Source organism: Sulfurovum sp. MH2-6 (genome assembly GCF_058374785.1).
In genome coordinates this window covers 1,932,972-1,959,586 of record NZ_CM178170.1, presented here as the reverse complement: position 1 = coordinate 1,959,586, position 26,615 = coordinate 1,932,972, and the positions used below count along the sequence as shown (strand labels likewise).

The window sequence follows — 26,615 nt, the reverse complement described above, 5'->3', positions numbered from 1 at the left end:
TCATCATGGATGCGAAGGTGTCTGCAGTGCTTTTGTCGTTTGTAAATATCTCTCTGGGTGATCATGCCATCTTGCCTTTACTTTAAACATTTTTACTCCTTACTGCTATCCAGTTAAAAATACGTCTCACGCTATAGCCCCTGATGTATGATGCTACGAAGAACATACCGCTTGACATTGTTGCTTGCTCTACTGTAGGCTCCAGCCCAATGATGGGGAACGCGAAGTATACAAGCGCCCATCCTATGACCACACCGAGTATCTGGTTGGTTATGATCTCCATGTGACTATGCTTTTTGCTCTGCATACAGTACCCCCCATTTGATTTCCGTTTTTGATCACGAACTCTACTGACGATCCTCGTTTTATGATCAGCTTATTTGTATTTGTGTCTATTGATCTTTTTTTTGTAGGTGTCTGGTATAGCTCTACCATCCCAGATCCGATATACTGGAGAAATACTTCTACATTTCCTACCGTCTCCACCTCTTCACCGTTGTCTATCACTGCAACATAATCTGTCAAATCTTCCTCCCAGCGAGGTATCTAACATTTGTGATCATCGATCCGCTATCTCTTTTTGATAAGATCTTATGCAGCCATCGTCTCAGCTTTTTCATATATACTCCTTATCTCTTCTACGTGCATCATCTCCGCATCGGATAGATACCTGATGACTGCATCAATATTTTTGTTCGTCAGGTCGGTTTTGTCATTACGTTTGCCATCTATGACTCTGAACAGTTGGTAGTGCTCACAGACATGGACGATATGGTAGGAGCATGTCTTGAGCTTGATCTGTCTGTATGATTCCTGTGAGGTGGTCATCTATGCTCCTTTTTGATGTAGGTCAATATCTCTTCAACTGTTCCTCTCATCACTTCATTTTTAAATGGTGCGAAAGTGCTTTTCGTATGGAGTATGTATACCCCCCCCATCAGTGTTGGCGTAAGATACAGCCATTCCGGTATGAGTATGTCACCTATTCGCATGTGGGCACTTCTTGTATTTGCTTAGTTCATATGCCCCATGACCTGTAGTGCAGATATAGGCTCCGTTGTTGATCTCTCTTTTTGTGATCCCGAACTTAAAGCATCCGTCCTGCGATTTCATCCGGTACGGGCATGAGTGGCACCCCATATAAGTGAATAGGTCTTTACTCATCGGCTTGCACCTATCAGGTTGTGATGCATCTTCAGGAACAGCGCAAACTCTGATACTGTCTTCACCCCCGCAGCTGCCGCCAGGCTCATGATGAACTTACGATTGTGCTTTTTCATGCTCTTCTCCTTTGATCTTCGTGATGTGTTTCAGGGCTTTGTTGCCAAGCTTGCCCTCCAGTGCGAGTCCGTCGCACACTTCAATGTCAAATAGAACTCCATCGCTCCCGCCTTTACCGCGCTTGATAGCGTGCTCCGGGATAGTGCCGTCGTTGATGCGGTTGTATCTCGTGGAGTGCGAGACTCCGTATCTGTCATCAAACTCTTTTCCGGTTATATACATCTACTGTCCTCCCATATCGTCAATATCACCGTTAACAGCCATAGGGCTGATCCGGTCAAGCTCTTCGCGCCTGACGTCGCACGCTTTTATCAGCGGTGTTTTTACATGCGCTTCAAGGCTGGCTCCGTCCAGGAGCGACTGGTATCTGTTCAGATCATCGATAGTGGCTTTGCCCTGGATGATGTTGAGCTGTGCTTCGATGTAGTCTCGTTGTTCTTGTGTCATCAGTCGTGCTCCTCTGTATCACCTGCATCAGGCACCGATGCCATGATAAGCTCACTGCACTTTTCCGCTTGGGAGAATGAATGATGCGGGAACCTGATCATACCCCCTCCGTTTTCAAGCTTATAGCAGTGTGTGCCATTCGGCCCGTTTGAGATCCATATAGACACCCGGTCTCCAAGTACAAGTATGTCTGCAGAGTACTCATCGCGGCAAATGCACTTAAACTCACTGGCAAGGATCGCAGCCTCTACCTGTTCTGCATACTCAAGCAGCATTGTGTTTATCTTCGTTGTGATTTTCATTTTGATTCCTTTGTAGTTGAAGTCCTTACCACACCCAACCGATATGCAAAAGGGGAAGAGGGTAGATCGATTGGGCTTGGTAAGGACTCTGTGAGCCGCCACGTTTCTTGGGTACTCTGAAAGCACCTTGGCGGCCAAAGTTCGTTTTAAAGTAATGGCTTTTCATTTTCCGTATCGTGGATTGGACGTGAGGGGTAAAGCCCTCAATGAAGTCTATGGATGGGGCGCACTCATGTAGGTGCTTTTTGTTTATCTGTTAAATGTAATTCTATGAAGGAGTTCCTCTTGAAAAAGGTAAGGGGTGGGCGGTCTTTATGCAGGTTGCCCTGGAATGATCATCTATAGACTTCATTGAAAGCTTATGTGCCGTCACCTTGCTATGGGTACCCGGAGCGGTACCTTGACGGCTTTTATATTACTGCTATTACGACATAGCAAACAAAGTTAATGTGTTTATTTCCCGTGCGTGGGATGGCCGTGAGGGTAAAGCCCTCACACTTGACATACATCATCTAAAAAGGGGAAGAGGGTGATGGTGTATGCCATGTGTGGGTGCTCTCTGTGGTGAAGTTTTTCCCGTTATCGCACGGTAAGAGATTCGGCTCTTAAAGCGTCGGTTGTCTTATTTTATTTCTTTCAGCCACATATAGTGGTTTCGTAAGGTGTCCAAAAGCAACACGACTAAAAATATCACCTTCACTAAATAATATAAATATTACTTAATGAAAGCTATTTCAGGCTATCTGGTGGCCACCCCGTAGTTTGTACCTGCACCGAGCTGGTCCCCGGTGGGTCATTTATCGGAAACACTCCGAAGCGATCTCCCGCATTTTGGTTATAAAAATTTGTCTATAACCTTTCTCCATTTAGTACCAATTTGATATAATTGGTTAGTATTTGAAACAAATGGATAATGACATTATGACAAATGTTATGACTTTTGTCAAGAGATTTATCAAAAAGGGGATATTTTTATGACAAATTGGGGAACACGACTAGAAGAGGTTATGGACAAACACGGGTTAAGTCAGAGTGATATTGCCCGTGTAGTCGGGAAAGACGCTTCACAAATAAGTAGGTATATTGCGGGGAAGGGTGCGAAAAATTTAACTAAAAATTTTGAAAGAGATCTGTCGAGCGTTTTCTCTTTTTCTGAAATTTATTATATAAAAACGGGGGAAAACTCAGGACACGATAGTTGTGTAATGGAGTTATCGTCAACATACAATGACGACACGATCAGTGTCCCATACTACCCGGAGGTGTACGCCAGTGCCGGAGGAGGTGCGATGGTCTATGAATCATTGACCGGGACTGAGCCTATGCAGCTGTCGCGTGCTTTTGTGGAGAACTTCCTCGGAGTGTCCTTCAACAAAAACATTCATATACTTAATGTCAAAGGCGACAGTATGTCTCCTACCATCGTGGATGGTGAGCTGATATTTGTCTCTCCGCTCAATGGGAACGGCATCGTAGATGGTCAGATCTATGTGATCATGTATGAAGATGAGATCTACGTCAAGAGGATCAGGAAAGTACCTTTCACCAAGAGGTTCAACCTGAGCAGTGACAACCCTGATGTAAGCGACATAGAGCTTACAGATGATCAGACCGCTGCATGCAAAGTGATCGGTGAGGTAGTAGGACAGATGAGAAAAAAGGGGCAGAGGTAGTATAAATGATATGTGGGGGTATAAGTATTATTTTTTAAGTACGCGCAACGATACGCCATATAGTCCAGATGATCGCGACTTGCCTACACTTTCGATACTGGCGCTAAAGGTATGCCCTTTTAGCGCTAGTTCCCATAAGTGCGATGCATTCTCCCTGGAGAGGTTACCTATCTGACCCCAATCGGTATCTACAGCGCAAGCTATCGCACTTTCATACTGATAAAACCTCAATGTTACTGGGTATTCCACCTTGACATGCTTTTCAATGATATTCTGTCTACTTGTGCCGTCTTCATTGTCAAATGATTCGCCTACTACATCGATGATATATACATTGTCACTTCTTTTTATCATAGTTTTTGGTTGTTGATTTGTTTTATTTTTCGGTTTTTCTTTGGTATCTTCTACAAATCCCATCTCTTTGATGATCTTTTTACCCATAGGCGTATCTACGCCTACCACCTTACCACCGCATTTCTTACATACTTTTTTTGATGACTGTCTACGGTGGAACATATATGCGATAGATATAAGAAGAGAAAAACCAAGGGTTGGTACAACAAGAAATAATGATATGATAAAGAGCAGTATCTCTACCCATGCCGATCCTCCTATCTCGCTTTTAGCGAAACCGATAGTCCCACACTCTGTACAGACCACATCACCACGTATAGTTTTACCCATTTATTTCCCCTTAAAATTTAAATATATTCAAAACACTTGACAAAAGTCATAACAAATGTTATGATTCAATTCAAGCAACTCGTAACGTTACATAACATTACGAATTTGAGTGAGTGACTTGAGCAAGTTTGGCGACCTATCAAGTCACTCTTTGCACGCTGTGCATAAGCATTTTATCATATTTTGCTTGTGCCTGTCTTTTTGGTCTGCTTTGGCAGGCGGTGACGGGTTTTTTTTGAGTTGATCCTCCCTACCGTCACCTCCTACCTAAGCAGACAGAGAGGAAGGATCATTATGAACAAACCAACATTAATGTATATAGCTATCACGAAAGCTGTAGACGACTACAACAACAGACATAACTACGATAGAGGACACCTTGCTGACAAGCTTGGATTTAACGGGCCACATGCCAGTAACCAGTTCTCAAACTGCATCAACCCAAACACCACTGATAAATCTCTAAACTCATACAAGATAGATCTACTGCTTCACCTTCTAGATCATGAGGCAAGGATGATATTTTTCCGTGAGTGGATGAGACAGTTCGCGCTTAAGCCTGTGGCTACCGAATCATATCCGGTAACCGTGGATGATCTCAGACAAGCTGCGGACAATGTGGCTATAGAGGGATCTGAGTCTCTCATAGTTAACATGCATGCATTGAGCGATGGAAAAGTAACGATAGACGAAGCCAAAAAGATGCGAAAAGAAGCTTCTGATGTAGAAAGAGCACAGGGTACATACATACGTATGCTAAATGACTATATAGATAATGCAGAGGAGTGAGTGATGCACGAATGGGAATACAAGTGCCGTGACGGCATAGGTATAGAGATAGATCGTGGTGAAGGGTTTGAGGCATTTGCCAAGGGGTTAAAGTCTGTGCACGGTGGTCACATGAAGAAGAACAGTCAGATATGGCATGTGCTTCGTGCGCTGTACCATGGCGATGTGATAGACGACTATCGCAGGAGGCCGAAGAACGACAAAGGATATGAGGTACATAATGTACGTTCAAGAGTACCGGAACTGCGGGAGGATTGGAATATCAGCATAGGAAGCAGGGTCATAGAAGGCACCAGGAACACCAAGGAGTACTGCCTCGATATGCGTCCGTATACAGTGCGTAGAAAGTGTGTGCACGGGGTGTCTGCATGAGTATCAGGCTGATAGACAAGGTATTTGAGGATAGAAGCTTTAACAGTACGCAAAAGCTTATCATGCTTGCGCTTGCTGACAATGCTAACGATGAAGGTGTATGCTATCCTAAGCTTGATAACATCATAAATAAAACAGGACTTGGCAGAACTGCTGTAGTCAATAACCTATCAAAACTTGAAGAAAACGGGGTCATACAGAAGACTTATAGAGCACAAAAAAACGGTGGCAGATATAGCAATATTTACCTCCTTTTCCCATCCGAAAATTATGCAAAATTGGACCACACTTTTTGCGAATATTTTACCGATCCATCAGGTAGCCAAAGTTCACCAGACGGCACCATTTCAGAGGGTAGCCAAAGTTCACCAGACGGCACCGAAAAGGGTATCCAAAGTTCACCAGACGGCACCGAGCTTACTATATATGAACCGTCACTAAAGTATGAACCGTCACTAAAGAGTGTCGCAACTCCAAATAAATTGGCAAATTATCTGGCTGGAAATATCCTCAATTTCAAACCAAATTTTAAGGTCAAAAACAGTGCTTTTGAGAGCTGGATAAAAGAGATCGAAAAAGCTATGAGAATCGATGGCAGAACTGAAGAGCAGTTGGCATCATGCATCTTCTGGATATTTCAGACAACAGATGGTGAGTTCTGGAGATCAAATATCCTCAGCGGGAAGAAGCTAAGGAAAAATTTTGACACGATGGAAGCTCAGATGATGAGATCGCAGGGTACAAACAAGAAGATATTTGACAACATGAAGCTTATGGAGGAGATCAGAAATGCAGGCTAGTGACATCGTGATCGCAGGTATATTCGGGCTAAATCTTGCAGTGGCGAGTGATGCAGTCTTTATCGCTGACAGTACGAAGGGGATAGAAAACATGGATATGTTCATCTCTTACTGCGAGGACAAGAAAGAGGGGATCAGGTATGCGAAGGGTACTGAGAAGCTGCGTACTCTGGCAAAGCAGTTCAAAGAGCTCGAAGAGAGTGGACGGCTTACCGGGACAAAGAATAAAGCTGATGCATGGACAGATGAGATCGTAGCCAAGGTACGTGATACACGTATCGTTATCAAGTCGGAGAGATCGAACGGTCGTGATGTGGGGTTCAGACATTGCCGTGGAGAGAGCGGGCTGTTCTTTGATGTGCAGCAACTCAACGCGCTTGCTGCTGTCGGAAGTACTGACTACGTAATCCATGCGTATGAGACAGGTAGATTGAAAGATGAGTTGATGTCGGCATATATGGCTAAGTTCAAAAAGCAAGCATCATACAAGGCACTTGGATCAGGCAGCATGAAGGTGATGAGCCTTGTGGCTGCATCTGCAGAGAAGATGAATTGAAGTTTGGAGGAAGCAGTATGACAGATAGACCGGATGTAAATAGCATGATGGATATGATCAACCAGTGTTGGATCGGAACTGAACTGGCTAGAGAGCTTGGGTTGAACAGTAGGTTCTTTGCGAGGCTTCATCGCGAGAAGCCGAAGAGTCTGGCTCATGGCATTGAGATACACTCAACCGGTGGGCTTGTGCTTGTGCGTATCCCATCTGAGATCAGCAACATGATCCGGTCAAAAGCTTACACGGCTGTGAAGATAGTAAGTGATGATGATACGAAGTATGATCATGTGTTTGAGATCACGACTGAAACAAAAGTAGGGTTTTGGAGATGAGCAAATGTATCTGTCCTATCCATGGCGTGTGGGAGAAGACACCGGATCAGCCTAGGTGTCCTCAGTGCAGCAAGCATACGAACAAAGTATATGACAAGACAAGTAGGAATAAAGAGTCTGACAAGTTCTATCACAGTAGAGCTTGGAAGAGCGTGAGAGAGAAAGCAATGATCAGAGACGGAATGATGTGCCAGGAGTGTAAGCGCCATGGTACTCATACGCAGTTTGATGTAGTGGATCACATCGTAGAGATAGAAGATGGCGGATGCAAACTGTGCATTGATAACCTGGAATGTCTCTGCCATAGTTGCCACAATAAGAAGACTTCAAAAGTTAAAAAGGAGAGATCATGAGATGGGAGGGGGTACTTAAATCTCTACAACCTTTCTGCCAAAACACCGACGCCCCTCATAAACTTTTACAAACTCTATTTCACGGGGGTGGGGTATGAATGTAACAGAAAATAACAAACATGAATATACACCTGATGATCAGATAGACTGGGAGTCCATGAAGTGGGATTATGAGAATACAAAGTGCAGCTTTAAAAAGCTTGGAGATAAGTATAATACCTACCCGATGAATGTGCAGCGCAAAGCAAAGGACGGAGGCTGGGTAAAGTTCAGACCTGGAGCGAAAGAGATATCCCAGGCTGTAGCGAAATTTGACGAGAAGCAATCTGCATCATCAAAGCCAACTGCTTTCCTCGGTACGGTTGGTGCCAGGAAGATACATGAGATCGTGCATGAGCTTGGACTTCACTACTCTACAGTTGATGAACCACTGGTGATCGCATATGCTGAGAGCTATGAACGATACCTTCGCCTTGCCAAAGAGGTAAACAAAGAGGGGGAGGTGCTCATAAGCCCAAAGACCGGAGGAGAGTATCTTAACCCGAAGTTCAATGCAATGCAGTCCGTCAAAAATGATCTCATAAAGTTCGGTAACCAACTTGGGCTGTCTATCGCGGCTCGGAAGAAGCTGTTTATAGATCTGAGTGACAAAGAGGAACAGAAGAGCATATTTGACATGGCGGAAGAGTTGAGCAGCGCTGAGGATATCGATGTCTGAGATCAGGCCATACTATCTCAAAACGTTTGACCGGCATGATGCAGATAAGCTTGCTGTGGAACGTGGCGAGAAGCCTCACTTGAGATTCAACAAGAAGCTAGGGATGATGTATGTCACTATCATCCAGCAGCTCAAACACTACAAGGGGGCAAAGGCAGGAGAGAACATCGCTCTGGAAGATTGGCAGAAGAAAGCGATCGCAATCCTATTCGGGTGGCAGAGGCAAAAGGATGATGGTACTTGGGTGCGCAGGTTCAGGACCGCTTTTGTGTTCATGCCACGTAAGAACGGTAAAACCATCTTTGGATCAGCGTCTGCCATAGCTGACATGATAGTGAGGCATGACCAGGGGGGAGAGGTCGCATTCTTCGCTACGAAAAAGGATCAGGCGAAGCTGGCATATGCGCCGGCAAAGTATATGCTTGAAAACCATACTGATCTTAAGAAACATACCAAAGAGAGCTACGGCCGCATCAAGTTTGACAGGAGCGATACAGAGCTCTATACGCTTGGACGTGACTCTGATACGCTCGATGGACTCAACGTATCTTTCGGGCTTGCAGATGAACATCACGCTCATAAGGATGACAGTCTTTGGGATGTTGTGAAGTCATCACAGATGGCAAGACGTGAGCCTTTCATGATGAGCATCACGACTGCCGGGTTCAATATTGCTTCACCTGCTTATGCTCTATATGAGTACTCAAAGAAGGTACTTGATGGAGTGATAGAAGATGACACGCTTTTTGCATTCATCGCTGAAGCTCCTGAGAAGCCTAAAAATGATCCGGACTGGTATTTCAAAGAAGAAGTATGGAAAGCTGCAAATCCAAACTATGGAGTGAGCGTAGATCCTGAAGAGTTTGCTTTAGCTGCTAAAGAAGCATACGATAGACCTGAGAAACTAAATAACTTTCTCGTAAAGTATTTGAATGTATGGACTACTAGTGCAGAGAGTTATTTACCTCTAAGTAAATGGATAGAGTGTGCCGGTGAAGTAGAACATGGTGGACGGGTAATAGGTGGTATGGACCTTTCATGGGCTGATGACTTCTCTGCATACGCTAAAGTATCAAAGATAGATGAAAAGTTCCACATAAGCGTTAAGATGTACGCTCCAAAAGATAATCTTGCAGACAGAGAAAGAGAGTTAAAGGCTCCACTTGTCAGCTGGGCCAATGAAGGATATATCACTGCCACACCAGGTAGCACTATAAATTATGACTATATCAAAAGAGACATCGTGAATGATCTTGGTGATATGGAAGCCTTCTGCTACGATCCATACAAGGCAAAATCTATCGTGCATGTACTAGAAGATGAAGAGGGGTATGAAAACTGCATGCCTATCCGTCAGGGGTTTATCTCTTTGTCAGAGCCTACTGTATATTTCTCAAAGCTCATAAAAGATGGGTTGATAGTGCATGATGGAAATCCGGTCCTAACATGGATGATTTCAAATGTATCTATCCTAACCGATGCTGCAGGTAACATAAAGCCTGATAAGTCTAATAACAATAAAAAGATCGATGGTGTAGCAGCTATAATCAACACATTTGCATATCTCATCCATGATACAGCAGACAATAATAAGTCTGTATATGAAGAACGAGGGATGAGATCTCTATAAATTTTTTTTAAAAAATCATAACTTTTTATAACAGTCCGTACGATTGTACGAACTGAATAGGTCACAATGCTTTCATATGAACTATGAAAGGGTAGCTATGACAGATAAGCTTAGAGCGATACTTCAGTACCGTGCGCTTATGATGGCTTTATCATTTATCATGTCACTATCTTTTCTTGCTGCTCCCATTGGAGATGCAGGCTTTTATCTATTTTGTATAGCTGTTGCGATCATACTTATCATTATCCCTCTTCAAACAATCATTGATATTCAAGAACTATTAAGGGATGGCAATGAATCTAGGTAATCTTTTTGCTTCAAGATCATCCGTACCACTAAGTTCACCTGAGGCAGCTTCTATCTTTTCAAGCCTATTTACTATTTCAAAGTCTGGTATCACAGTAACACAAGATACCGCGATGAGACATGCTGCTGTGTTCGCCTGTTATATTGTTTTGAGTGAAGGGGTAGCATCTCTACCGCTACACATTATGAAGAAAACTATCAAAAATGGACGTACGATAAAGAAAAAAGCCACGGACCATCACTTATATAATGTGCTTAGACTTATGCCAAATAATGAAATGACTTCATTTGCATGGATGCAGGCCTCCATGATGAATATAGTTAGCAGAGGTAATGGGTACTCTCAAATCATTAAAGATGGTAGAGATAGAGTGATAGGGTTCTATCCATTGCTATCTGACAATATGGAATCTTATAGAAGTGAAAGCGGTGATCTAGGCTTTGTGTATAACTCTTCAAAGTATGGAAGAGTATTTCTAGAAAAAGATGAAGTGCTAAATATACCAGGGCATACACTTGATGGTGTAACTGGTATTAACCCAATTCAGGTAGTTGGAAACAATTCCATAGGACTTTCAGTTGCCCTTGAAGAACACGGATCTAATTTCTTTAAGAATGGAGCAAATGCAACGGGAGCTTTTAAAACACCAGATACTTTGAGTGATGAAGCTTTTAAAAGATTAAAAAATGACCTTGGTAAAAACTACACAGGACTAATGAACTCAGGTAAACCAATGATACTTGAGGGTGGTCTTGACTTCTCAAAGTTCTCTGTTTCAAACAATGATAGCCAGTTCCTTGAGTCAAGAAAATATCAAAAGGAAGAGATCGCATCTATCTTCCGTGTGCCTATGCACATGATAAACGCACTTGAAAATGCTACATTCTCAAACATAGAACATCAATCACTTGATTTTGTAATTAACACACTAAGACCTTGGGTATTACGTATTGAGCAGGCACTTAACATTGCTTTGTTTGGTGGCGATACTACATACTTTGTGAAGTTCAACATGGCAGCGATGCTAAGAGGTGACACTAAGTCAAGATATGAAGCTTACGGTATGGCTATTCGTGATGGATGGCTAACTAGGAATGAGGTTAGGGAGATGGAAGATCTCAATGAGCTTGACGGTCTTGACGAACCACTATTACCAATGAATATGACAGAAGGAGGCACGAATGCCAAAGAGGACTAAAGAACAGATCATTCAACGTATGAATGAAATCGGGGTGTCAAAAAGAGTTTGCTTAGGCAACTGCCCTATGAAAAGAGTTGAATCAGATGGTGTCATCAATGAAGAGACACGTACTGTTCCATTCATTCTTATCAGTGATGATAATAGCGGTGAGCGTTATGACTGGTGGAGTGGAGAAGTATACATTGAGGAACTTGATGTAGATGGTGCAAACTTTGAACGTTTGCGAACATTCTTTACTGATCACCGCCCAAGTGTTGATAATGCTATCGGACGTATCGAGAACGCTCGTGTTGAAGGTGGAATGCTTAAGGCAGATGTCATCTTTGGTGGTGATGAACGTTCCAAAGGTGTATTTGAGAAGTACCGTGACGGGATCTTGACCGATGTAAGTATCGGATACAGGGTCAATGATGTGGTTATCACTGAGAAAAAAGGTGAACCTGATCATGTTATGGTAACTGACTATGAGGTGGTTGAGCTGTCCGCTGTGTGGCGTGGCTTTGATTCCGGTGCGAGTGTTGGCCGGAGCGATAAAACTGAAACCAACGATGAAACAGAAGGTAGTCAGACTCCAGAGATGGATGGTCGTTGTGTGGAAGTCCTAAAAAGAAAATTAAAACTAAAGGAGAAAATAGCATGAATGAACATTTGAAAAAGCTACTCGCACAGCGAACGGCGAAACAAGAAGCAATGCAAGCACTGCTTGATACAGCAAGTACAGAAGAAAGAGGTCTCACAAAAGAAGAGGGTGATCAGTACGACACACTTGAAAGAGAGTTTGACAATATTACAAAAGACATTGAACGTACTAAAAAACAGATTGAGAGAGAGGAACAACTCGATAAACCTCAAAGAAAACCTCTTGGTGGTGGCAGTGATCGTACAGATGAAGGTACAGAAGAGCAAAGAGAAGAGCTTTATCAAAGAGCATTCTGGAAGGCTCAAAAACGTGAACCGCTAACAGCAGAAGAGACACGTGCATTGACAGAAGGTGCGGCTGATAAAGGTGGCTATCTTGTTCCAACAAATTTTGCTACTACTATCATCGAGAAGCTTGCAGAGAAGTCTTACATGCGTCCTATCGCAACGGTATCTTCTTCAACTTCAACAGAGAAGATCCCAGTAGAGGGAGATGATGGTGCAAACGGATGGATTGATGAGTCTGGTACTTATCCAGAAAGTGATCCTACTATCGGTCAAGTATCTCTTGCAGCATACAAAACAGGACGTATCCTTAAGGTATCTGAAGAGGTAATGGAAGATTCTATCCCAGCTATCGAGGGATATGTTGCGATGAAGTTCACGAAGTCAACTACAAGTGCCGAAGAAGCTGCATTCGTTTCTGGTGACGGTACCGGTAAACCTACTGGATTCTTGGTTACAGCAACACTTGGTAAGACAGCTGCTTCAGCAACAGCACTTACTGCTGATGAGATCATCGATCTTGAGTACAGTGTAGATGAAGATTACGCTCAGAACGGTAAGTGGATGATGAATAGAAATACTCTTAAGGTCATCAGAAAGATGAAAGATAGCAACGGTGACTATCTGTGGTCAAAAGGGTTCGGAGGTGAGCCAGATACACTTGATGGTAAACCGATCGTTGTGAATAAGCATATGCCAGATATTGGTGCGAGTGCATCACCTATCGCATTTGGTGACTTCCGTTACTATCACATCAAAGACAGACTTGTGATGGACATCAAGAGACTTGATGAGAAATATGCTGATACTGGTCACATAGGGTTCCGTGTAACAAAAAGAGTTGACGGTAAGCTGGTTCTTGCTGATGCAGTGAAGAAACTGACAATGGCAGCAGTGTAAGTAGTCTGATATGAAGATTAAGCTGCTAGTAGGGCGTGTATCTGCTGAGGGGTCTCATGCCCCAGGTGACGAGATCAATGTAAGCGATCGAGAAGCCTATACGCTCATCACAACAGGGCAGGCAGAGCCAAAGGTAAAAAAACATTTTTCTGATCTTGAAAAAAGAATTGCGAAAGCAAAAGTAGATAATGAGGAAAAGCAAGCAAAACTTCTTGCAGTTCAAAAAGAGCAGGAGTTGAGAGATGAAGCTGAAGCATTACTTGGACAACTGGCTGCGATCGTTGCCACCTTAGAGACTACTCATCCTGAGTATAGACAAGAGTTTATCGAGTCGTTCCAGGAGAAGTTCGCTGAAGGTGCCGGAAGCAAAGAAGGGGAAGAGTAATGAAACTCAAAATGATCACACCACCAGCATCGATGCCAGTGACACTCCAGGAAGCTAAAGACTTCTTCCGTGTTATCGGTACAGATGAAGATGATGAGATCACTAGAGTTATCAAGATGGCTACTGAGCAGGCAGAGATCATCACCAATAGACAGCTTAACATAGCTACCTATGAGGGGTATCTTGATGCTTTCCCTGTATCAGTCAAAATACCTAAACCGCCTTTGGTGTCAGTACAAAAAGTAGAGTATATCGATGTAAATGGATCGGCTCAGGCTTTTACTGACTATCTTGTGGATGAACTGGTAGAACCGGCTGTGATTCAATTCAACTCTACTCCAACGGATGTGAGAGATGAGATCAACAGTGTGATCGTGACATTCCAGTGTGGTTACACTGAAGTACCGGCATCGATACAGTCATATGTTCTGAATGCCGCCCTGACAAGGTTTGAAAACCGTGAAGGTGAAGTGGTAGGGACTATCACAGACAGCAAGTTCGCTGCAAATGCGAGAAAACTGCTTGACAGCTACAGGGTGATACCGGTATGAGAATCGGAAAACTGAGACACAAAGCCATCATCGAAAGCTACGTTGAGCTTAGAGGCAGTACCGGTGGGGTTACTGATGCATGGAGCAAGTTTGCTGATGTATGGTGCAGTATCAAACCACTTAACGGTACAGAGAAGTATGTCAGTGCTGAGAAACACGCGACTGCTACTCACGAGATTCTTATGCGGTTCATCTATGGGGTTACTCCAGATATGAGAGTCGTGTACGGATCAATGGTATTTGAGATCGATTCAGTTTTGAATGTTCTAGAAGAGGGAAAGATGCTTCAACTTATCGTCAAGGAGAATATCTGATGACTGATGAGTTCAAAGATGTTCAGGATGCACTGTCTAAGTTTAGAACCAATGTAAAGGAAAAGATCGTCACGGGTGCGGCAAGATCATCTGCAAATGTGATAGCCGATGAAGCAAAAGCCAGAGTACATGTAAGAACAGGATTACTAAAAAAGAGTATCGGCGTGGCAAAAGCAAAAAAGAAAGATACTGCACCAGGACACGTAAAGTTCTATGTCGTTGCAAAGTCAAAAGTGCAAGGTACTAAGAAGGTGACAATAGGTGGACAGTCCGGGAAGATGAAGTTCAAGGTCTATGCGTGGTATGCACACATGGTTGAGTTTGGTACGGTGAACATGGCCGCTATCCCATTCATGCGTCCTGCGTATGAAACAAAAGGGACTGAGTCTGTACGTGTCTTCCAAGATGAAGTGTTTAAACGTATAGAAAAATAGGTTGGCAAAAGATGATAGAAGCAGAACTTTTCGCTCATCTAAAAGATAACGTTTTAAGCGTTTCAGAAAGAGTGTATCCGCTTATCCTGCCTAAAGGATGCAAAAAACCTGCACTGGTTTACAGCATCGTGATAGACAATGACAAAAGGTCCATGTCTGAAGGCGGCACCTTCAATGTGACAAGAGCGCAGATCGATGTGTATGCAGATACGCACGAAGAATCAGTACAGATCAAAAATGAGGTGAAAGCAGCACTCTACTCATTCGAGCATCATGTGTTCAATGTGAACACAACCAGTATGTTTGAAGAAGAGTTCGAGCTTTTTAGACAATTAATCGATTTCAATATAAGGAGTTAGTATGGCAGAGATACCTATGAGAGAAACCCAAGGTGTATCAGTGAAGTTTGGTTCTGCAGTCATTGGAGAACTACAATCAATCGGGGACATTGAAGAGACAAGATCTGTAAAAGAGTACTCATCCATGTCAAGCAACAACACTACAAAATCTTTGGGGTCTATCAAGCGCGGTCCACTTACCATAGGTGTGCTTTTTGATCCTGATGATGCAGCAGGGCAACAGGCACTTGAAGATGCATTTGATAATAACACTTCAGACACGATGACTATCGAGCTACCTGATGTTCCAGATGCCGGAAGCCACGGTACTCAGTTCTCATTTACTGCAAAGGTATCTAAGAGACTGAGACAATTCCCAAAAGATGAAGCTGTATTCCTTGAGTTTACAGTAGAAGTATCATCTGAAGTAACAGAAACACCAGCTGTATAAGGATTAACATGAGTATGGTGACAAAAAATGATCTGTTTGGTGATGGACTCTTAGAAAAAGAGATCACTGTAAAAGCATGGGGCAACAAAAAAGTTGTTATCCGTGAGCTTACCAACGAAGAGTTCAGCGATGCACAGGAATGTCTCGTAGGAGAAGCTGCTACGGCAGATGACATGAAAGACGGGAAAGTCAGAGTTTCAATTAAAAATGTAGAAGCATCTAAGAATGCAATGGTGTCGAAAGCACTCGTAGAGCCTGCCCTTACAGTGGAAGATATCAGAAAACTTCCATCGATCAAGACGAAAGGTATCAATGAGATATATGATGCCGTGATGAGGATGAACGCGCCAAAAAAGTAGAGGGTAGAGAGTTTGCATTTAACCTGGCATTAGCCCTTGGGAAAACAGTGAAGGAGATAGAGCATATGAGCAAATCAGAGTTCGAAGAATGGAAGCTATTCTATAAAGACAATCTATTCCCGATGGATCGCAATGAGATCCAAATGGCTCAACTCATGCATATGATCTCTCCTTTTTTCATAAAGAATGCGAAGATTGAGGATTTCCTTGTGCGGGCAAGGCTACAAAAACCAAAAACAAAAACAAGTGATCTTGTAGAGAAGGTCAAAAAGATGTTTAGGAGTAAAGCATAATGGCAAATGTGGGAACAGTCGTTATCACACTTGATGCAAATACGGCAAAGCTTATAGATGGTGTCAAAAAGTCTCAAAAGCAACTGTCAGAGCTTCAGCGTACAACGAAAAAAGCAAAAGATACTATCACAAACTTTATCAAAGCTGCAGTAGGGTTTTACGCCGTGACCAAAGCTGTAGAAACTGCCAAAGATGCCTTTACTTCTTTTGTCTCTACATCTGCACAGTTTGAACAGTTTGAAACTACTCTTAAAAGCATAGAAGGATCCAGCGAAAAAGCAAGAGAGTCTATGCAATGGATCAAGGATTTCACTTCCCAAACGCCTTACCAACTCGCACAGGTCACTGAGTCGTTTGTGAAGCTGAGAGCATACGGGCTAACCCCAACCGATGGACTACTAAAAACTCTTGGAGATACTGCTTCAGCTATGGGTAAACCAGTCATGCAGGCAGTTGAAGCGATAGCAGATGCAGTTACCGGTGAGAATGAAAGGCTCAAAGAGTTCGGTATCAAAGCATCTAAGCAAGGCGAAGATATAGCCTACGCATGGACCGATAGCTCAGGATCTGCCAGAGATATCATCATCGACAATAATAAAGAGATCATCCAGAGTACTTTAGAAGCTATATTCAATGAGAGATATGCCGGTGCGATGGAAGAGCAGTCAAAAACATGGAATGGTATTGTATCAAACATACAAGACTCATGGACGATGTTTAAAGACAACATCATGTCAGCAGGGTTGTTTGAGTACTTGAAAGCTATGGCTATGACCGTGAAGGACTACTTGGGTTCTATGTTCGGGGAAGGTACTGAAGGGGCAAAATCATTTAGCGATAAAGTCATATCCGGTGTAAAATCAGTTATATCCGCATTAGGGTTTTTAAGCGATGTTGTTGATGGCATAAAACTTGGATTTAAGGCCGTTGAATATGCTGTACTTTTTATGAGTAAGGCAGTCATGCAGGCGATAAATCTCCCTATCGATACGCTTAACTACATGATAGATCTATATAACAGAGTTGTAGATAAATTAGGCGGAGAGCCTATACAAGTTAAAGTGCAACCATTTATCGATACTACATGGACAGATAACACAATGGCAGAGCTCAAGCAAGAGATGGGTGATCTTGTAGACTCTATAGCCAATGATAGCGGTGCTAAAAATGCTGCAAAACTTCTAGGCGATATAGATGCAAACCTAAAAAAACTCAATGAAACGCAAGCAGACAGCAACCAGATAAAAGATGAAGCAAACGCGAAACTGACGCAACTCGGAGCTACATACGTCAATACAAGTAACGATATGAAAGAAGCAGCAGTTGTTTACGAACTTGAGCTTAAATCACTTGGATTCGGGTATACAGCATTGAGTGATGAAATTGGGCAGGCTACAAGTGCAGAGATCGATAAGATCTATGCGGATGAGATCGCGCAGGCCACCGCGTCAGTACTGGCAGATACAAATGATGCCGTAAGCACAACATTGGAAGTGCAGACTAGAGAGTTTTCACGTGCTTCATCATTTGTTGATGATTATACTGAGAGCATAAATAATGCTGCAAAGGCTGTATTTTCATTTACGGGGAACCAGGTAGAGTCATATACAAGGATTATATCTGCATCACAGGCATGGTGGGATAGCCTAAATCCATTATCAAACCTTTCAGGAACTACATTTGATATCTTCGGAACATTAGGCACTACATCTATGCCTGGGTATGCGTCAGGAGGATATACCGGGAACATCGCGACAGATGCTATAGCAGGGGTAGTACATGGCGGAGAGTATGTAATAAATGCAGAGACTACCAATGAACTTGGGCTGAACGGATCAGGCGGGGTATTCCAGAGTATGCAGTCGAAGTTGTCTCATCTCCCAGAGGTAAACAAAACGCTTAAGTTTATCTTGAAAAAACTTACAGATCAAAATAATGTACTAGAGGATAAATTGTAATGGTAGCAGTATGGCAACTTCTAACCTCTTTTGATTCGCATAATCTTACGGCGATATATAGCGACTATAATTCAGGCAATACATATAGTTTCGGGGACATGGTGAAGCATGATCTTTTTGACTATAGATCCATCATAGATGCGAACTATGCAAATACTCCTGATGCAGATAACGGTAAGTGGCTAAGATGGAAAGCTTCAAACATCACAGCATGTCTCAATGTTGAGTCTGAGCATGCTACTGTATGTGATAGCAATACAAAATCAAGCGGTACTCCGTTTGATCTTCATCTTGTATTTACTGTATCTACAGAGATGGAGTATGTCGTCATCAAGGAAGCTCATGGAGCATCCATGACGATACTGGAAAAAAACTCTGGCGGTACTACTGTAAAGACCCATAATGTCACGATAGACCAGACTATGAAAAAAGTCGCAAGAGACTATGCATTTGCAATCGATGGCGACACTTCAACTATAGATATCACTGTAGCAGAGAACAGCATAACGAACAGCTCATACATCAAGCATCTGTTTGCAGGTGATGGATATACATTGGGCGATGCTATGTGGAACCCTTCTGTCGAGATCACAAGACAGAGAAATACAAGACGTTATCCGGATGGCATAAGAAGTGTTGAATACAAGAATGAACTTCCTCAATCAGACTTCGATGTATTTTATCCAACATCAGACCACCCTCATATGGTTAGAACAGCGAAATATATGCTTGATCTACCGTATGCTTATGTGCTGGACGATACTGATAATAGCGGGATAGAGAACGCTATCATCATTGGGTACTTTGATGTATTTACTCCCGTGCTACAAGAGTTCGACATTTCACACGCATCAGTACAGATCAGGGAGCTTCCATGAGTAACAAATATTCTGGTACAAAAAAGATACTAAGAGGAGTGCAGTATACATTTGATGCACTTATCTATTATGCGATACAAATGACAGAGGAGATCAGAGTATCCATATCAGGCACGCCGCTTTTTTTCGCAAAGAATGGTGATGAGTTTCTTTTGTCAAATAGCGGTACCTATGTTTTTGATAGAGATACTACTGTGATGGTTTCATATGTTGATACGACATTATCAGAGCCTATCCTACTTTCTGATGATACTCAAGCAGAGGTTGACATACCTGAATATACTTGGGTTTCTATTTTCCAAGTCGCATCACCAGGTACATATGTTGATGCCACATTCAACCTTGATTATGTAGCAGGCTTTAGATCAACATTGATTTTAAATGAAAGGTACGCTCCATCAAGTGCAAGTGTAAGGCTACGAATAGGAGATGATATTGTCTATACAAAGACTATATATGCTCCATCAGACAAGTCGAGTTATCAGATGTGGTATGCGGCAGATTCTGCAGAGTTTAACCATACGATATACACTGGTGACATTGTTCGTCTAGAGGTTTACTGGTCCGACTCAGACTCTCTTGCTATGCTTGAGAGTGCTGGCGGAGATAGCGTAAATGGCGAACTAACCCTAACCATATCATAGGACGGTAAAAATGAGCATGATCACAGTAAACGGAAAGCTGGTAAAAGTAGACGGCACGCCTTACATCGATGCTGTTGACTTTCTCCTTGTAGACAAGTTTGGGCGCAAAACCTCTGCTACTACTATAGATGGAGATGCGGTCGTCACGGCAGTATCGGTCACTCCGGATGGTGAAACAGGTCAATTTAGCGTTGACCTATACGCGAACACGTCTCTGTCAAAGCCGACGAAATACATGGTCGTAGCGAAAAATATCATCCCATTCTTTGTATTCATCGATGGGCTGCTCAATCCGGTAGATATCCATGAGCTTGACGGCACCATCCCAGACTTCGAACTCCCGCATGATACATTCGACTACCCTGTATACCTCCGCAAGATGCCTGACGGTACAGTGGAGTGGGGGTTCCCTACCGATGATGGTACCGGGGACATGCGTAGGGACGTGTATGACCCGGACGGGGATGGCAAGATATCAAGCAGTATCGTAGCGTTTGATAGCAGTGCTGTTGATCTGGACGGAGAAGATGTCAATGCTGTGATACTTGAACTTCTCACAAGGATCAAGGATCTCGAAGACAACAGGATAGCAGACACACTCGTGTGTACCTAATCAACATGAAAGGATAGAGATGAGAAAAGAGATAGTAAAAACAGAATTTAGAAGGATAAACACGAACAAGCTGAGATTTTTGATCCAGAACCTCTCAGGAGACGATGTTCTTATTGTCGTTACGGATACTGACGTACAGCCTGAAGCAGATGCTAAATATGACTTCCGGATACATCCGTTAAACGGAATAAGTGATAAGGACATCGAAGGGTATGTGTGGGCGATGACTGTCACGTTTGAATCAGCAGAGATGGGGCTATGGGAGCCAGCGTCATGATGTTCAACCCATTTAGAATCTTTATAAACAGAGGCTTAAGCGGTTTCACATCATTTTCCGGCGGTGTGATTTTCTACGAACTCACATCGAACACAGAGCTGTCATGTCAAGACAGAATAGCGTGTGATGCGATCATCACTTGTGAATAAATAAAGGAGAAAAGATGTCATTAGTATGTGAACCTGGTAAAACCTATCAGTTCAATGAAATCATAGCAGAGATAAATAAAAAACAGGATAAATTGCCTACGGCAATACTACAGGGCGAACTCGGCTTCTCTATCGAGCCGTGTCCTGCGACGGTGCCTTATGCGGTGCTGGGGCTTGCGGCTATGGCCGGTACGAACATGACTGGGCATGATGACTTCGGCAACTACATACACACAGACGGTTCGATCGTATGCTTCGCACCGCGAAAGTGGTATAGGATCGGGCATGTTGACAGCCCTCGATATGCGGAGTATGGGGCGAATGCGATCGATATCGAGCCTGCGTATGCGTTTGCCGATGAAGCGGAGGCGAATGCTGCGGGGTATGTGCTGCACAGAGCGTTCATCGACGGTGGCAACATGATGGATGGGTTCTTCATCGATAAATACACGGCTTCTAAGAAAGCTACCGATGCCAATGTAGCGGTATCCGTGAAGAACGGTATCCCGATCTCATTGACGACGGACGCTAACTATACGAACTCAAGCGGCATGACTGACTGTGTCGGGCAACTGCATGACGCTGTGACACTGTGTCGCGCCAGAGGTGCCGGATGGAACGTAAGTACAAGCTTCATGAAGGCTTGGCTGCTGATCGCATCCATCGCTCACGGGCAAGCGGCTACGAGTACCACTGAGTGCGCATGGTATGACGCGACCGGAGTGAAGAACTTCCCGAAAGGTTGTAACAACGGAAGCCTATCAGACAGTGTGGACAGTAGTGTTGTCTATGAGACAGCAGGTGATGCAGGTGCAGCGGGCAAGCCGAAGACCGGTTCTGCGGGAGAGTTTGCCAAGACGACACACAATGGATGCGCGAACGGTGTCGTCGATCTAAACGGCGGTGTGTGGGAAGTGGACATCGGTATCACGAACTTCGGTACAAGTGCCACTGCATCGACTCAGATACTTGAGGACACTATATACGTGCTTAAACAGTCTGTAGCGCTGGCTGATCTCACAGGCGATTTCGATACAGCTACGAGTATCTGGGGAACCGAAGTCAATATAGCCGACAAATATGATCTCGTATCAGCACCTATCCCGCTCGGTAGCACGGCAGGATCATGGGTGTACTGGGGCAACGGTGCGAACGCCGTACTTGACAATGCGACCAGTGGACAAGGAAGAGACCTATGCGGTATCCTGCCGAAAAACATAGATGCACTAGGAGGATCGAATCTCTTCGGGAATGACGGCATCTATAAGTACAACAGACAAAACATGTTTGTGCCCTCTTGTGGCTACTGGAACTATGGTGGGGATGCCGGGCTTTCCGCGCGTAGCTTCTACTACTACCGCGCGTACTCCAGCTACGGGGCGGGTTTCCGTGGCGGCGCCTACGCGTAGCGTGTCGCTTTGTGCAGTGAGCGGGAGCGAACGGAATGAGTGCGACACGATATAGCGAAGCGGTGATCCTGAACAAGATGACGGATCTCATCAAGTTGGCAAATGTCAATCTGAATCACTTCCCACGGCATGAGAAGTACGGGTTGAGCCAAGAGATCAGGAGGGTGATGTATGACGTATACAATTTGATAGTAGAGGGTGAGAAGAGATACCACAAAAAGACAAGTCTGACAGAGCTTGATATCAAGCATCAGCAGCTCAGGATGATGTTGAAGCTTGCTTATGAACTTGGGTATTTCAAATATCACAATGAAAAAGCAAAGCGAGATGAAAACGAAGAGAGCCGTAGATATATGGCCCTCAACCTTCTTGTCAATGAGGTTGGCGCCATGATCGGCGGCTGGATCAAATCAGAGTTTGAAAAACTCAAACAAAAATAAACATAGGGGTAGTCATCACAATGCAATCTTGTGGCAACTGGAACAATGGTGGGAATGCCGGGCTTTCCGCGCGTAACTTCAACAACAACCGCACGAACTCCAACAACAATACGGGTTTCCGTGGCGGCGACTATCTTTCCTCACCTGACACTACTGAGGTAGAGACTGGAAATATAGGGATTTCTACCCCTGCTTCGGCGAAATATGCAGACAATGAGACTACTTCATATTCTCATGTCACACTTGAACAGATAGCGGATATGGACCTGCTCTACATTGCGTTTAAAAATGCAAGCAAAGGAAAACGGTTCAAAAAAAGCATTCATGACTTTGAAAACAACATAGCGCAAGAGCTCATAGCTCTTAGAGATGAGATACTCTCCGGCACCTATCATCCACAGGAGCCAAAAACATTTACGATCTATGAGCCAAAGCAGAGAGAGATCGCGGCACCGGCATTTCGTGACAGCGTTGTGCAGCATGCCATCTATATGCTCATATACCCTATGTTTGACCGTGGCTTCATCCATGACAGCTACGGATGCAGGATAGGAAAAGGCACGCATCGGGCCGCTGATAAACTTCAGGAGCAGATGCGACAGTGCAGCGGGGAGGAGTATTTCTTGCAGATCGATATACGCAAGTACTACTACAGCATAGATCATGCTGTCTTGAGAAATCAGATGGCAAAAAAGATATATGATCCAAGGGTGCTTGATCTTGTGATGAGTTTTGTAGGACATGGAGACAAGGGCCTCCACATAGGAAGCCTCCTCAGCCAGTTTTTTGGACTTGTGTACCTGGATCAGTTTGACCACTGGATCAAGCGTCATCTCAAGATCAAGCACTATGTGCGGTATGTAGATGACAGCGTACTTACCGGGTTATCATCCAGAGAAGAGGCGAAGGACGTGCTGAAGAAGATCGTGTCGTGGCTTAAAGAGAGGCTGAAACTTGTGCTTTCAAAATGGAAGATACAAAAGATAAAAAGAGGTGTGAATTTTGTAGGTTTTAGGACTTGGAGGAGTACAAGGTTTCTGAGAAAGAGAAGCCTTTATAACTTTTCAAAAGCCCTAAAGCGTGTAAAAGTAGAGAGCTTGATGTCCATAGTAGGCAATGCAAAGCGCACGGCGACATTCGGATATTTTATACAACAACTTGAAAGGAAGAAAAATGATCTACAAATACAAAAAGTATACAGAAGGTTCGCATAGCGGGCTGTCACTTGACATCGCAGGAGAAGGCGCGAGGTATCTTGGTAATATCGCCGGATGGGACTATGCGTATCTACCCGAGGAGGTATCGCAGGATGAGAGACTGCAGGCTACGATCGTATCGTTGTCTGATACAGAAAAGGTTGAGCTGAGAAAACAGCAGTTTGTCCTCGCACAGAAGAGCTATGCAAGACTTCATATCGAGCATGATGTTGGCGACATCTACGACTTGATGGCAGATGCTATGAAGATGATAGAGTTCACGCTTGTGCTCGCTTCACGTTTTGCCGGTGACGCATGGGGGACCAACCCGATCGACCCGGCAAAGAAAGAGGAGTTCATGGCACGTAACAAGGCATTCCTCGATGCGGTAGATGCAGGAGAGGTGACGATGCGCGGAGATTTCGATGATATGGACGTTGTGATGCACAAAATGTTCGAGAGAGTGTCGAAGATCAATACGATCGTGAGGGACAAATATCTTGGAGAGCTTACGGAGGTGGGGTTATGATCCAGGCTATTGCAAGAGTATTAAAAAGGATCGTTGACTGGCATAGCAGTATTACAGCACCGATGCGAAAATGGAGACACGGAGAAGACGGGAAGTATGTGCATATCGTCTTAGGTGTTGAAGCGCTGCTTCTCTTTGTCGCTATTGCTTTACTGTTGGGGCAGAGAGAGTTCAGCTTTATAGGACTATCTCTATACATGATCTTCGCTGCAGGGTTTGTGGAGTTTGTGCAGAGAGCTTTTCTCGGCGGCAGAAATACGAAAATGCAAGCGCTATTTGATGCATTTTGGATGTGGTTCGGTGGTACAGCGGTGTCGTACTTTATATATGCTGCCGGGCTTATAAAGTTCAGCTTCTATAGCTAAGGCGGTACGAGATGGGGAATTTATTTTTATATATGGCATCGATTATCGCCTTCGCCGTGTATGACGCGGTGATGATGCCTCGTGCAATTTGGAGAGCGTACCGGTCCGGGCGGTACGCTGAGTACTGGTATAACCTGTCCGTAGCACGTGACCAGTACTCAAACGCAAAGTCTGGTGGTGATCCGGATCAAACCGTGAGCGGTGAGAACGGGCTACACTTGGAGGACGGTGCGAAAGGTGACCTGAGTATCCGAGTGTTGTTTTGCAGAGTGCTGAGCTGGGCTTTTCGTGAGGATCGGCACTGTATAAAATCTATAGATAGGGGAGAGACATGATAAAAGACGCGGTATCCACAAAAGCGGTCAATACCGCTCTGGCTGTAAGCAGTGGGGGGATAGCATCCTCACAACACTTCGGAGTATCAGAACAGGAAGTCATACTGTATGTGTTTGGGTTCATTGTCAGCGTGATTGCATTCGCTCACAATGAGTATCACATTAATCGCTCTGAGTCAATGATGCAGATGCTTTCTAAGGCCCTTAGATACATCGTTGTCGGAGTATTTGCATATCCTGCCGCCTATGCGTATGCGGGGCATACAGTATGGGACTACTGTGCGTTCAAGGGGCTAGCAGGGGTTATTGCTACGCTATCCATCGTCGTACTTATGGATGCATGGGTGTCTGGCAAGGCGAACAGCTTAAGGGGCAAAAAATGAACGAGTTAGCAATAATGCAGGTAGTCATAGGATCGCTATTCGGATTGAGCTTGTTTGTGCGTATGTGGGAGCACAGCATGAGTGTATTTGTCATGTTATGCTCTGGAACTGTCTCCCTGTTTATGCACGAGATATGTCCAACCGGGTCGGCAATCATATTCTGTGTTTCTGCCGTGTATGTGACGTTTAGGGGGGCAATGAAGCAGCGAGGAGAGCGAATATGGGTTTAACAAACATAAAATATGTGTTTTACGTAGCTATTGGAGTTATATTTGGTGGACTTTACTATTACAATCACTATCTACCGATTTCGACATTAGAAAAAGAAAAATCGCAGTTGCAAAGAGAGCTTTATATTACAGGGTATGAACTTAATGAATGTAAAGCTAACGTGATAAAAACGGGTCTTGACGGATTCATAGATGGCATAGGAGAGCACAATGAGACTACTATTATCGATATCGGCAATCTTCATACTTAGTGGATGCGGGCAGCCCGTGCCGAAGTGTCCGGAACCTGTCTGCAAATACCCGACACTTCCGACATATAAGCTACCATCGTCAAGAACGTTCGCACCGGTCAAGCAGATCGACAACAACGTCTCCATATTCAAAAATGCAGACATTATCGAACTGGTAGAGAACAACGTCAGGCTTCGGAGAATTTGCACGAATTACGCTGTGATCAACAAAAGAGTCAACAAGGAGTATCAAAAATGAAAGATTCTACACATGCACCAGGATACGTAGCCTTTTACCCCATGCTATGCGAGATAGCTAAATCTTGCGGATACTCATTGGCTATTCATGGGTCTGTACAAAGGGATTTTGATTTAGTTGCAATACCTTGGATTGAGGAAGCCAATACTCAAGAGGCTTTAGTTGAAAAGCTTGCTAAATATGCGGATGATGTAATGGGGGTAGCTTTTTTAGGTAAAGATATTATAGACGGTCCGGAAGAAAAACCACATGGCAGGGTAGCATACTCTATACAGCTAGGCAATGGAGCCTATTTAGATATTAGCATTATGCCAAGGAGTACGTGA

General features: G+C 43.9%; 42 protein-coding genes and 1 pseudogene. 36 read left to right on the top strand and 7 right to left on the bottom strand.

The genetic code is table 11. From position 1 onward, the window contains the following. Positions 1–82: 82 nt before the first annotated feature. The 6 genes from AC4JOV_RS10050 to AC4JOV_RS10025 form a co-directional block, all read right to left on the bottom strand. Positions 83–283: a DUF7220 family protein gene (locus AC4JOV_RS10050; RefSeq protein ID WP_491522148.1), complete on the bottom strand. Its 201-nt coding sequence runs from the start codon at positions 281–283 to the stop codon at positions 83–85. Then, a complete protein-coding gene (locus AC4JOV_RS10045) occupies positions 271–525 on the bottom strand; it encodes a hypothetical protein (RefSeq protein ID WP_229937713.1) in 255 nt (84 codons plus the stop codon). Before AC4JOV_RS10045 ends, AC4JOV_RS10050 begins: the two co-directional genes overlap by 13 nt. 66 nt (positions 526–591) lie before the next feature. Beyond that, on the bottom strand, positions 592–828 hold the full coding sequence (locus tag AC4JOV_RS10040; protein ID WP_229937714.1) for a hypothetical protein: 237 nt from the start codon (positions 826–828) through the stop codon (positions 592–594). Between the two features lie 432 nt (positions 829–1,260). Beyond that, positions 1,261–1,503, bottom strand: coding sequence for a hypothetical protein (locus tag AC4JOV_RS10035; protein WP_229937715.1), 243 nt, complete (start codon positions 1,501–1,503; stop codon positions 1,261–1,263). Then, entirely contained in the window at positions 1,504–1,728 is a 225-nt protein-coding gene (locus AC4JOV_RS10030; RefSeq protein WP_229937716.1) for a hypothetical protein, read from the bottom strand. Further along, positions 1,728–2,030 carry a hypothetical protein gene (locus AC4JOV_RS10025; protein ID WP_229937717.1) on the bottom strand — a complete coding sequence of 101 codons (303 nt, stop codon included), beginning with the start codon at positions 2,028–2,030 and terminating at the stop codon, positions 1,728–1,730. The genes AC4JOV_RS10030 and AC4JOV_RS10025 overlap by 1 nt, the downstream gene beginning before the upstream one ends. A gap of 974 nt (positions 2,031–3,004) precedes the next feature. Between AC4JOV_RS10025 and AC4JOV_RS10020 the strand changes: the two are divergent. Next, a pseudogene (locus AC4JOV_RS10020) lies at positions 3,005–3,127 on the top strand (helix-turn-helix domain-containing protein); the annotation flags it as partial. Positions 3,128–3,235: 108 nt separating this feature from the next. Beyond that, positions 3,236–3,703 carry a S24 family peptidase gene (locus AC4JOV_RS10015; protein WP_229937718.1) on the top strand — a complete coding sequence of 156 codons (468 nt, stop codon included), beginning with the start codon at positions 3,236–3,238 and terminating at the stop codon, positions 3,701–3,703. A 27-nt stretch (positions 3,704–3,730) separates the two neighbouring features. Here the strand turns inward: AC4JOV_RS10015 and AC4JOV_RS10010 are convergent, their stop codons facing one another. Next, complete coding sequence (locus AC4JOV_RS10010; protein ID WP_229937719.1) at positions 3,731–4,387, bottom strand: hypothetical protein; 657 nt, start codon at positions 4,385–4,387, stop codon at positions 3,731–3,733. A gap of 312 nt (positions 4,388–4,699) precedes the next feature. Here AC4JOV_RS10010 and AC4JOV_RS10005 point away from each other — a divergent pair, with 312 nt between their 5' ends. The 34 genes from AC4JOV_RS10005 (at position 4,700) to AC4JOV_RS09840 (ending at position 26,615) form a co-directional block, all read left to right on the top strand. Continuing rightward, positions 4,700–5,176, top strand: coding sequence for a hypothetical protein (locus AC4JOV_RS10005; protein WP_491522147.1), 477 nt, complete (start codon positions 4,700–4,702; stop codon positions 5,174–5,176). A 3-nt stretch (positions 5,177–5,179) separates the two neighbouring features. Continuing rightward, complete coding sequence (locus tag AC4JOV_RS10000; RefSeq protein WP_229937721.1) at positions 5,180–5,548, top strand: hypothetical protein; 369 nt, start codon at positions 5,180–5,182, stop codon at positions 5,546–5,548. After that, entirely contained in the window at positions 5,545–6,348 is an 804-nt protein-coding gene (locus tag AC4JOV_RS09995; protein ID WP_229937722.1) for a helix-turn-helix domain-containing protein, read from the top strand. Before AC4JOV_RS10000 ends, AC4JOV_RS09995 begins: the two co-directional genes overlap by 4 nt. Further along, positions 6,338–6,904 (top strand): hypothetical protein, encoded by a 567-nt coding sequence (locus tag AC4JOV_RS09990; RefSeq protein ID WP_229937723.1) that lies wholly within the window; start codon positions 6,338–6,340, stop codon positions 6,902–6,904. The genes AC4JOV_RS09995 and AC4JOV_RS09990 overlap by 11 nt, the downstream gene beginning before the upstream one ends. Before the next feature lie 17 nt (positions 6,905–6,921). After that, on the top strand, positions 6,922–7,236 hold the full coding sequence (locus AC4JOV_RS09985) for a hypothetical protein (protein WP_229937724.1): 315 nt from the start codon (positions 6,922–6,924) through the stop codon (positions 7,234–7,236). Further along, positions 7,233–7,589: an HNH endonuclease gene (locus AC4JOV_RS09980; protein ID WP_229937725.1), complete on the top strand. Its 357-nt coding sequence runs from the start codon at positions 7,233–7,235 to the stop codon at positions 7,587–7,589. Before AC4JOV_RS09985 ends, AC4JOV_RS09980 begins: the two co-directional genes overlap by 4 nt. Positions 7,590–7,683: 94 nt before the next feature. After that, positions 7,684–8,307, top strand: a complete 624-nt coding sequence (locus AC4JOV_RS09975) for a P27 family phage terminase small subunit (RefSeq protein WP_229937726.1) — start codon at positions 7,684–7,686, stop codon at positions 8,305–8,307. Further along, positions 8,300–9,937 carry a terminase large subunit gene (locus AC4JOV_RS09970; RefSeq protein ID WP_229937727.1) on the top strand — a complete coding sequence of 546 codons (1,638 nt, stop codon included), beginning with the start codon at positions 8,300–8,302 and terminating at the stop codon, positions 9,935–9,937. The genes AC4JOV_RS09975 and AC4JOV_RS09970 overlap by 8 nt, the downstream gene beginning before the upstream one ends. Before the next feature lie 97 nt (positions 9,938–10,034). Continuing rightward, positions 10,035–10,244, top strand: a complete 210-nt coding sequence (locus AC4JOV_RS09965) for a hypothetical protein (protein WP_229937728.1) — start codon at positions 10,035–10,037, stop codon at positions 10,242–10,244. Beyond that, the gene (locus AC4JOV_RS09960; RefSeq protein ID WP_491522146.1) at positions 10,225–11,442 is read left to right on the top strand and encodes a phage portal protein; all 1,218 of its coding nucleotides are present in this window, start codon (positions 10,225–10,227) and stop codon (positions 11,440–11,442) included. The genes AC4JOV_RS09965 and AC4JOV_RS09960 overlap by 20 nt, the downstream gene beginning before the upstream one ends. Continuing rightward, entirely contained in the window at positions 11,426–12,085 is a 660-nt protein-coding gene (locus AC4JOV_RS09955) for a peptidase (protein ID WP_229937730.1), read from the top strand. The genes AC4JOV_RS09960 and AC4JOV_RS09955 overlap by 17 nt, the downstream gene beginning before the upstream one ends. Further along, positions 12,082–13,269 (top strand): phage major capsid protein, encoded by a 1,188-nt coding sequence (locus tag AC4JOV_RS09950; protein ID WP_229937731.1) that lies wholly within the window; start codon positions 12,082–12,084, stop codon positions 13,267–13,269. The genes AC4JOV_RS09955 and AC4JOV_RS09950 overlap by 4 nt, the downstream gene beginning before the upstream one ends. 10 nt (positions 13,270–13,279) lie before the next feature. Beyond that, positions 13,280–13,654, top strand: a complete 375-nt coding sequence (locus AC4JOV_RS09945) for a hypothetical protein (protein WP_229937732.1) — start codon at positions 13,280–13,282, stop codon at positions 13,652–13,654. Continuing rightward, complete coding sequence (locus tag AC4JOV_RS09940) at positions 13,654–14,205, top strand: head-tail connector protein (protein ID WP_229937733.1); 552 nt, start codon at positions 13,654–13,656, stop codon at positions 14,203–14,205. Before AC4JOV_RS09945 ends, AC4JOV_RS09940 begins: the two co-directional genes overlap by 1 nt. After that, complete coding sequence (locus AC4JOV_RS09935) at positions 14,202–14,519, top strand: phage head closure protein (RefSeq protein WP_229937734.1); 318 nt, start codon at positions 14,202–14,204, stop codon at positions 14,517–14,519. Before AC4JOV_RS09940 ends, AC4JOV_RS09935 begins: the two co-directional genes overlap by 4 nt. Then, entirely contained in the window at positions 14,519–14,953 is a 435-nt protein-coding gene (locus AC4JOV_RS09930) for an HK97-gp10 family putative phage morphogenesis protein (protein ID WP_229937735.1), read from the top strand. The genes AC4JOV_RS09935 and AC4JOV_RS09930 overlap by 1 nt, the downstream gene beginning before the upstream one ends. An 11-nt stretch (positions 14,954–14,964) precedes the next feature. Then, the gene (locus tag AC4JOV_RS09925) at positions 14,965–15,312 is read left to right on the top strand and encodes a hypothetical protein (protein WP_229937736.1); all 348 of its coding nucleotides are present in this window, start codon (positions 14,965–14,967) and stop codon (positions 15,310–15,312) included. Position 15,313: 1 nt separating this feature from the next. After that, positions 15,314–15,742 carry a hypothetical protein gene (locus AC4JOV_RS09920; protein WP_229937737.1) on the top strand — a complete coding sequence of 143 codons (429 nt, stop codon included), beginning with the start codon at positions 15,314–15,316 and terminating at the stop codon, positions 15,740–15,742. 8 nt (positions 15,743–15,750) lie between these two features. Further along, positions 15,751–16,101, top strand: a complete 351-nt coding sequence (locus AC4JOV_RS09915; RefSeq protein WP_229937738.1) for a hypothetical protein — start codon at positions 15,751–15,753, stop codon at positions 16,099–16,101. 65 nt (positions 16,102–16,166) lie between these two features. Next, complete coding sequence (locus AC4JOV_RS09910; RefSeq protein ID WP_229937739.1) at positions 16,167–16,394, top strand: phage tail assembly protein T; 228 nt, start codon at positions 16,167–16,169, stop codon at positions 16,392–16,394. After that, positions 16,394–18,352: a tape measure protein gene (locus tag AC4JOV_RS09905; RefSeq protein WP_229937740.1), complete on the top strand. Its 1,959-nt coding sequence runs from the start codon at positions 16,394–16,396 to the stop codon at positions 18,350–18,352. The genes AC4JOV_RS09910 and AC4JOV_RS09905 overlap by 1 nt, the downstream gene beginning before the upstream one ends. Further along, the gene (locus AC4JOV_RS09900) at positions 18,352–19,230 is read left to right on the top strand and encodes a hypothetical protein (RefSeq protein ID WP_229937741.1); all 879 of its coding nucleotides are present in this window, start codon (positions 18,352–18,354) and stop codon (positions 19,228–19,230) included. Before AC4JOV_RS09905 ends, AC4JOV_RS09900 begins: the two co-directional genes overlap by 1 nt. Then, on the top strand, positions 19,227–19,874 hold the full coding sequence (locus AC4JOV_RS09895; RefSeq protein ID WP_229937742.1) for a hypothetical protein: 648 nt from the start codon (positions 19,227–19,229) through the stop codon (positions 19,872–19,874). Before AC4JOV_RS09900 ends, AC4JOV_RS09895 begins: the two co-directional genes overlap by 4 nt. A 10-nt stretch (positions 19,875–19,884) precedes the next feature. Beyond that, on the top strand, positions 19,885–20,487 hold the full coding sequence (locus AC4JOV_RS09890; RefSeq protein ID WP_229937743.1) for a hypothetical protein: 603 nt from the start codon (positions 19,885–19,887) through the stop codon (positions 20,485–20,487). Between the two features lie 19 nt (positions 20,488–20,506). After that, positions 20,507–20,764: a hypothetical protein gene (locus AC4JOV_RS09885; protein ID WP_229937744.1), complete on the top strand. Its 258-nt coding sequence runs from the start codon at positions 20,507–20,509 to the stop codon at positions 20,762–20,764. Between the two features lie 163 nt (positions 20,765–20,927). Then, complete coding sequence (locus AC4JOV_RS09880) at positions 20,928–22,322, top strand: hypothetical protein (RefSeq protein ID WP_229937745.1); 1,395 nt, start codon at positions 20,928–20,930, stop codon at positions 22,320–22,322. 35 nt (positions 22,323–22,357) lie between these two features. Beyond that, complete coding sequence (locus AC4JOV_RS09875) at positions 22,358–22,762, top strand: four helix bundle protein (RefSeq protein WP_229937746.1); 405 nt, start codon at positions 22,358–22,360, stop codon at positions 22,760–22,762. Positions 22,763–22,782: 20 nt separating this feature from the next. Further along, entirely contained in the window at positions 22,783–23,976 is a 1,194-nt protein-coding gene (locus AC4JOV_RS09870) for a reverse transcriptase/maturase family protein (protein WP_229937747.1), read from the top strand. Next, positions 23,936–24,487 (top strand): hypothetical protein, encoded by a 552-nt coding sequence (locus tag AC4JOV_RS09865; RefSeq protein WP_229937748.1) that lies wholly within the window; start codon positions 23,936–23,938, stop codon positions 24,485–24,487. Before AC4JOV_RS09870 ends, AC4JOV_RS09865 begins: the two co-directional genes overlap by 41 nt. Continuing rightward, positions 24,484–24,852 carry a hypothetical protein gene (locus tag AC4JOV_RS09860; protein ID WP_229937749.1) on the top strand — a complete coding sequence of 123 codons (369 nt, stop codon included), beginning with the start codon at positions 24,484–24,486 and terminating at the stop codon, positions 24,850–24,852. The genes AC4JOV_RS09865 and AC4JOV_RS09860 overlap by 4 nt, the downstream gene beginning before the upstream one ends. 331 nt (positions 24,853–25,183) lie before the next feature. Next, the gene (locus AC4JOV_RS09855; RefSeq protein ID WP_229937750.1) at positions 25,184–25,570 is read left to right on the top strand and encodes a hypothetical protein; all 387 of its coding nucleotides are present in this window, start codon (positions 25,184–25,186) and stop codon (positions 25,568–25,570) included. 220 nt (positions 25,571–25,790) lie between these two features. Next, complete coding sequence (locus AC4JOV_RS09850; protein ID WP_229937751.1) at positions 25,791–26,051, top strand: hypothetical protein; 261 nt, start codon at positions 25,791–25,793, stop codon at positions 26,049–26,051. Continuing rightward, positions 26,011–26,289 (top strand): hypothetical protein, encoded by a 279-nt coding sequence (locus AC4JOV_RS09845; protein ID WP_229937752.1) that lies wholly within the window; start codon positions 26,011–26,013, stop codon positions 26,287–26,289. Before AC4JOV_RS09850 ends, AC4JOV_RS09845 begins: the two co-directional genes overlap by 41 nt. Then, positions 26,286–26,615, top strand: a complete 330-nt coding sequence (locus tag AC4JOV_RS09840) for a hypothetical protein (RefSeq protein ID WP_229937753.1) — start codon at positions 26,286–26,288, stop codon at positions 26,613–26,615. The genes AC4JOV_RS09845 and AC4JOV_RS09840 overlap by 4 nt, the downstream gene beginning before the upstream one ends.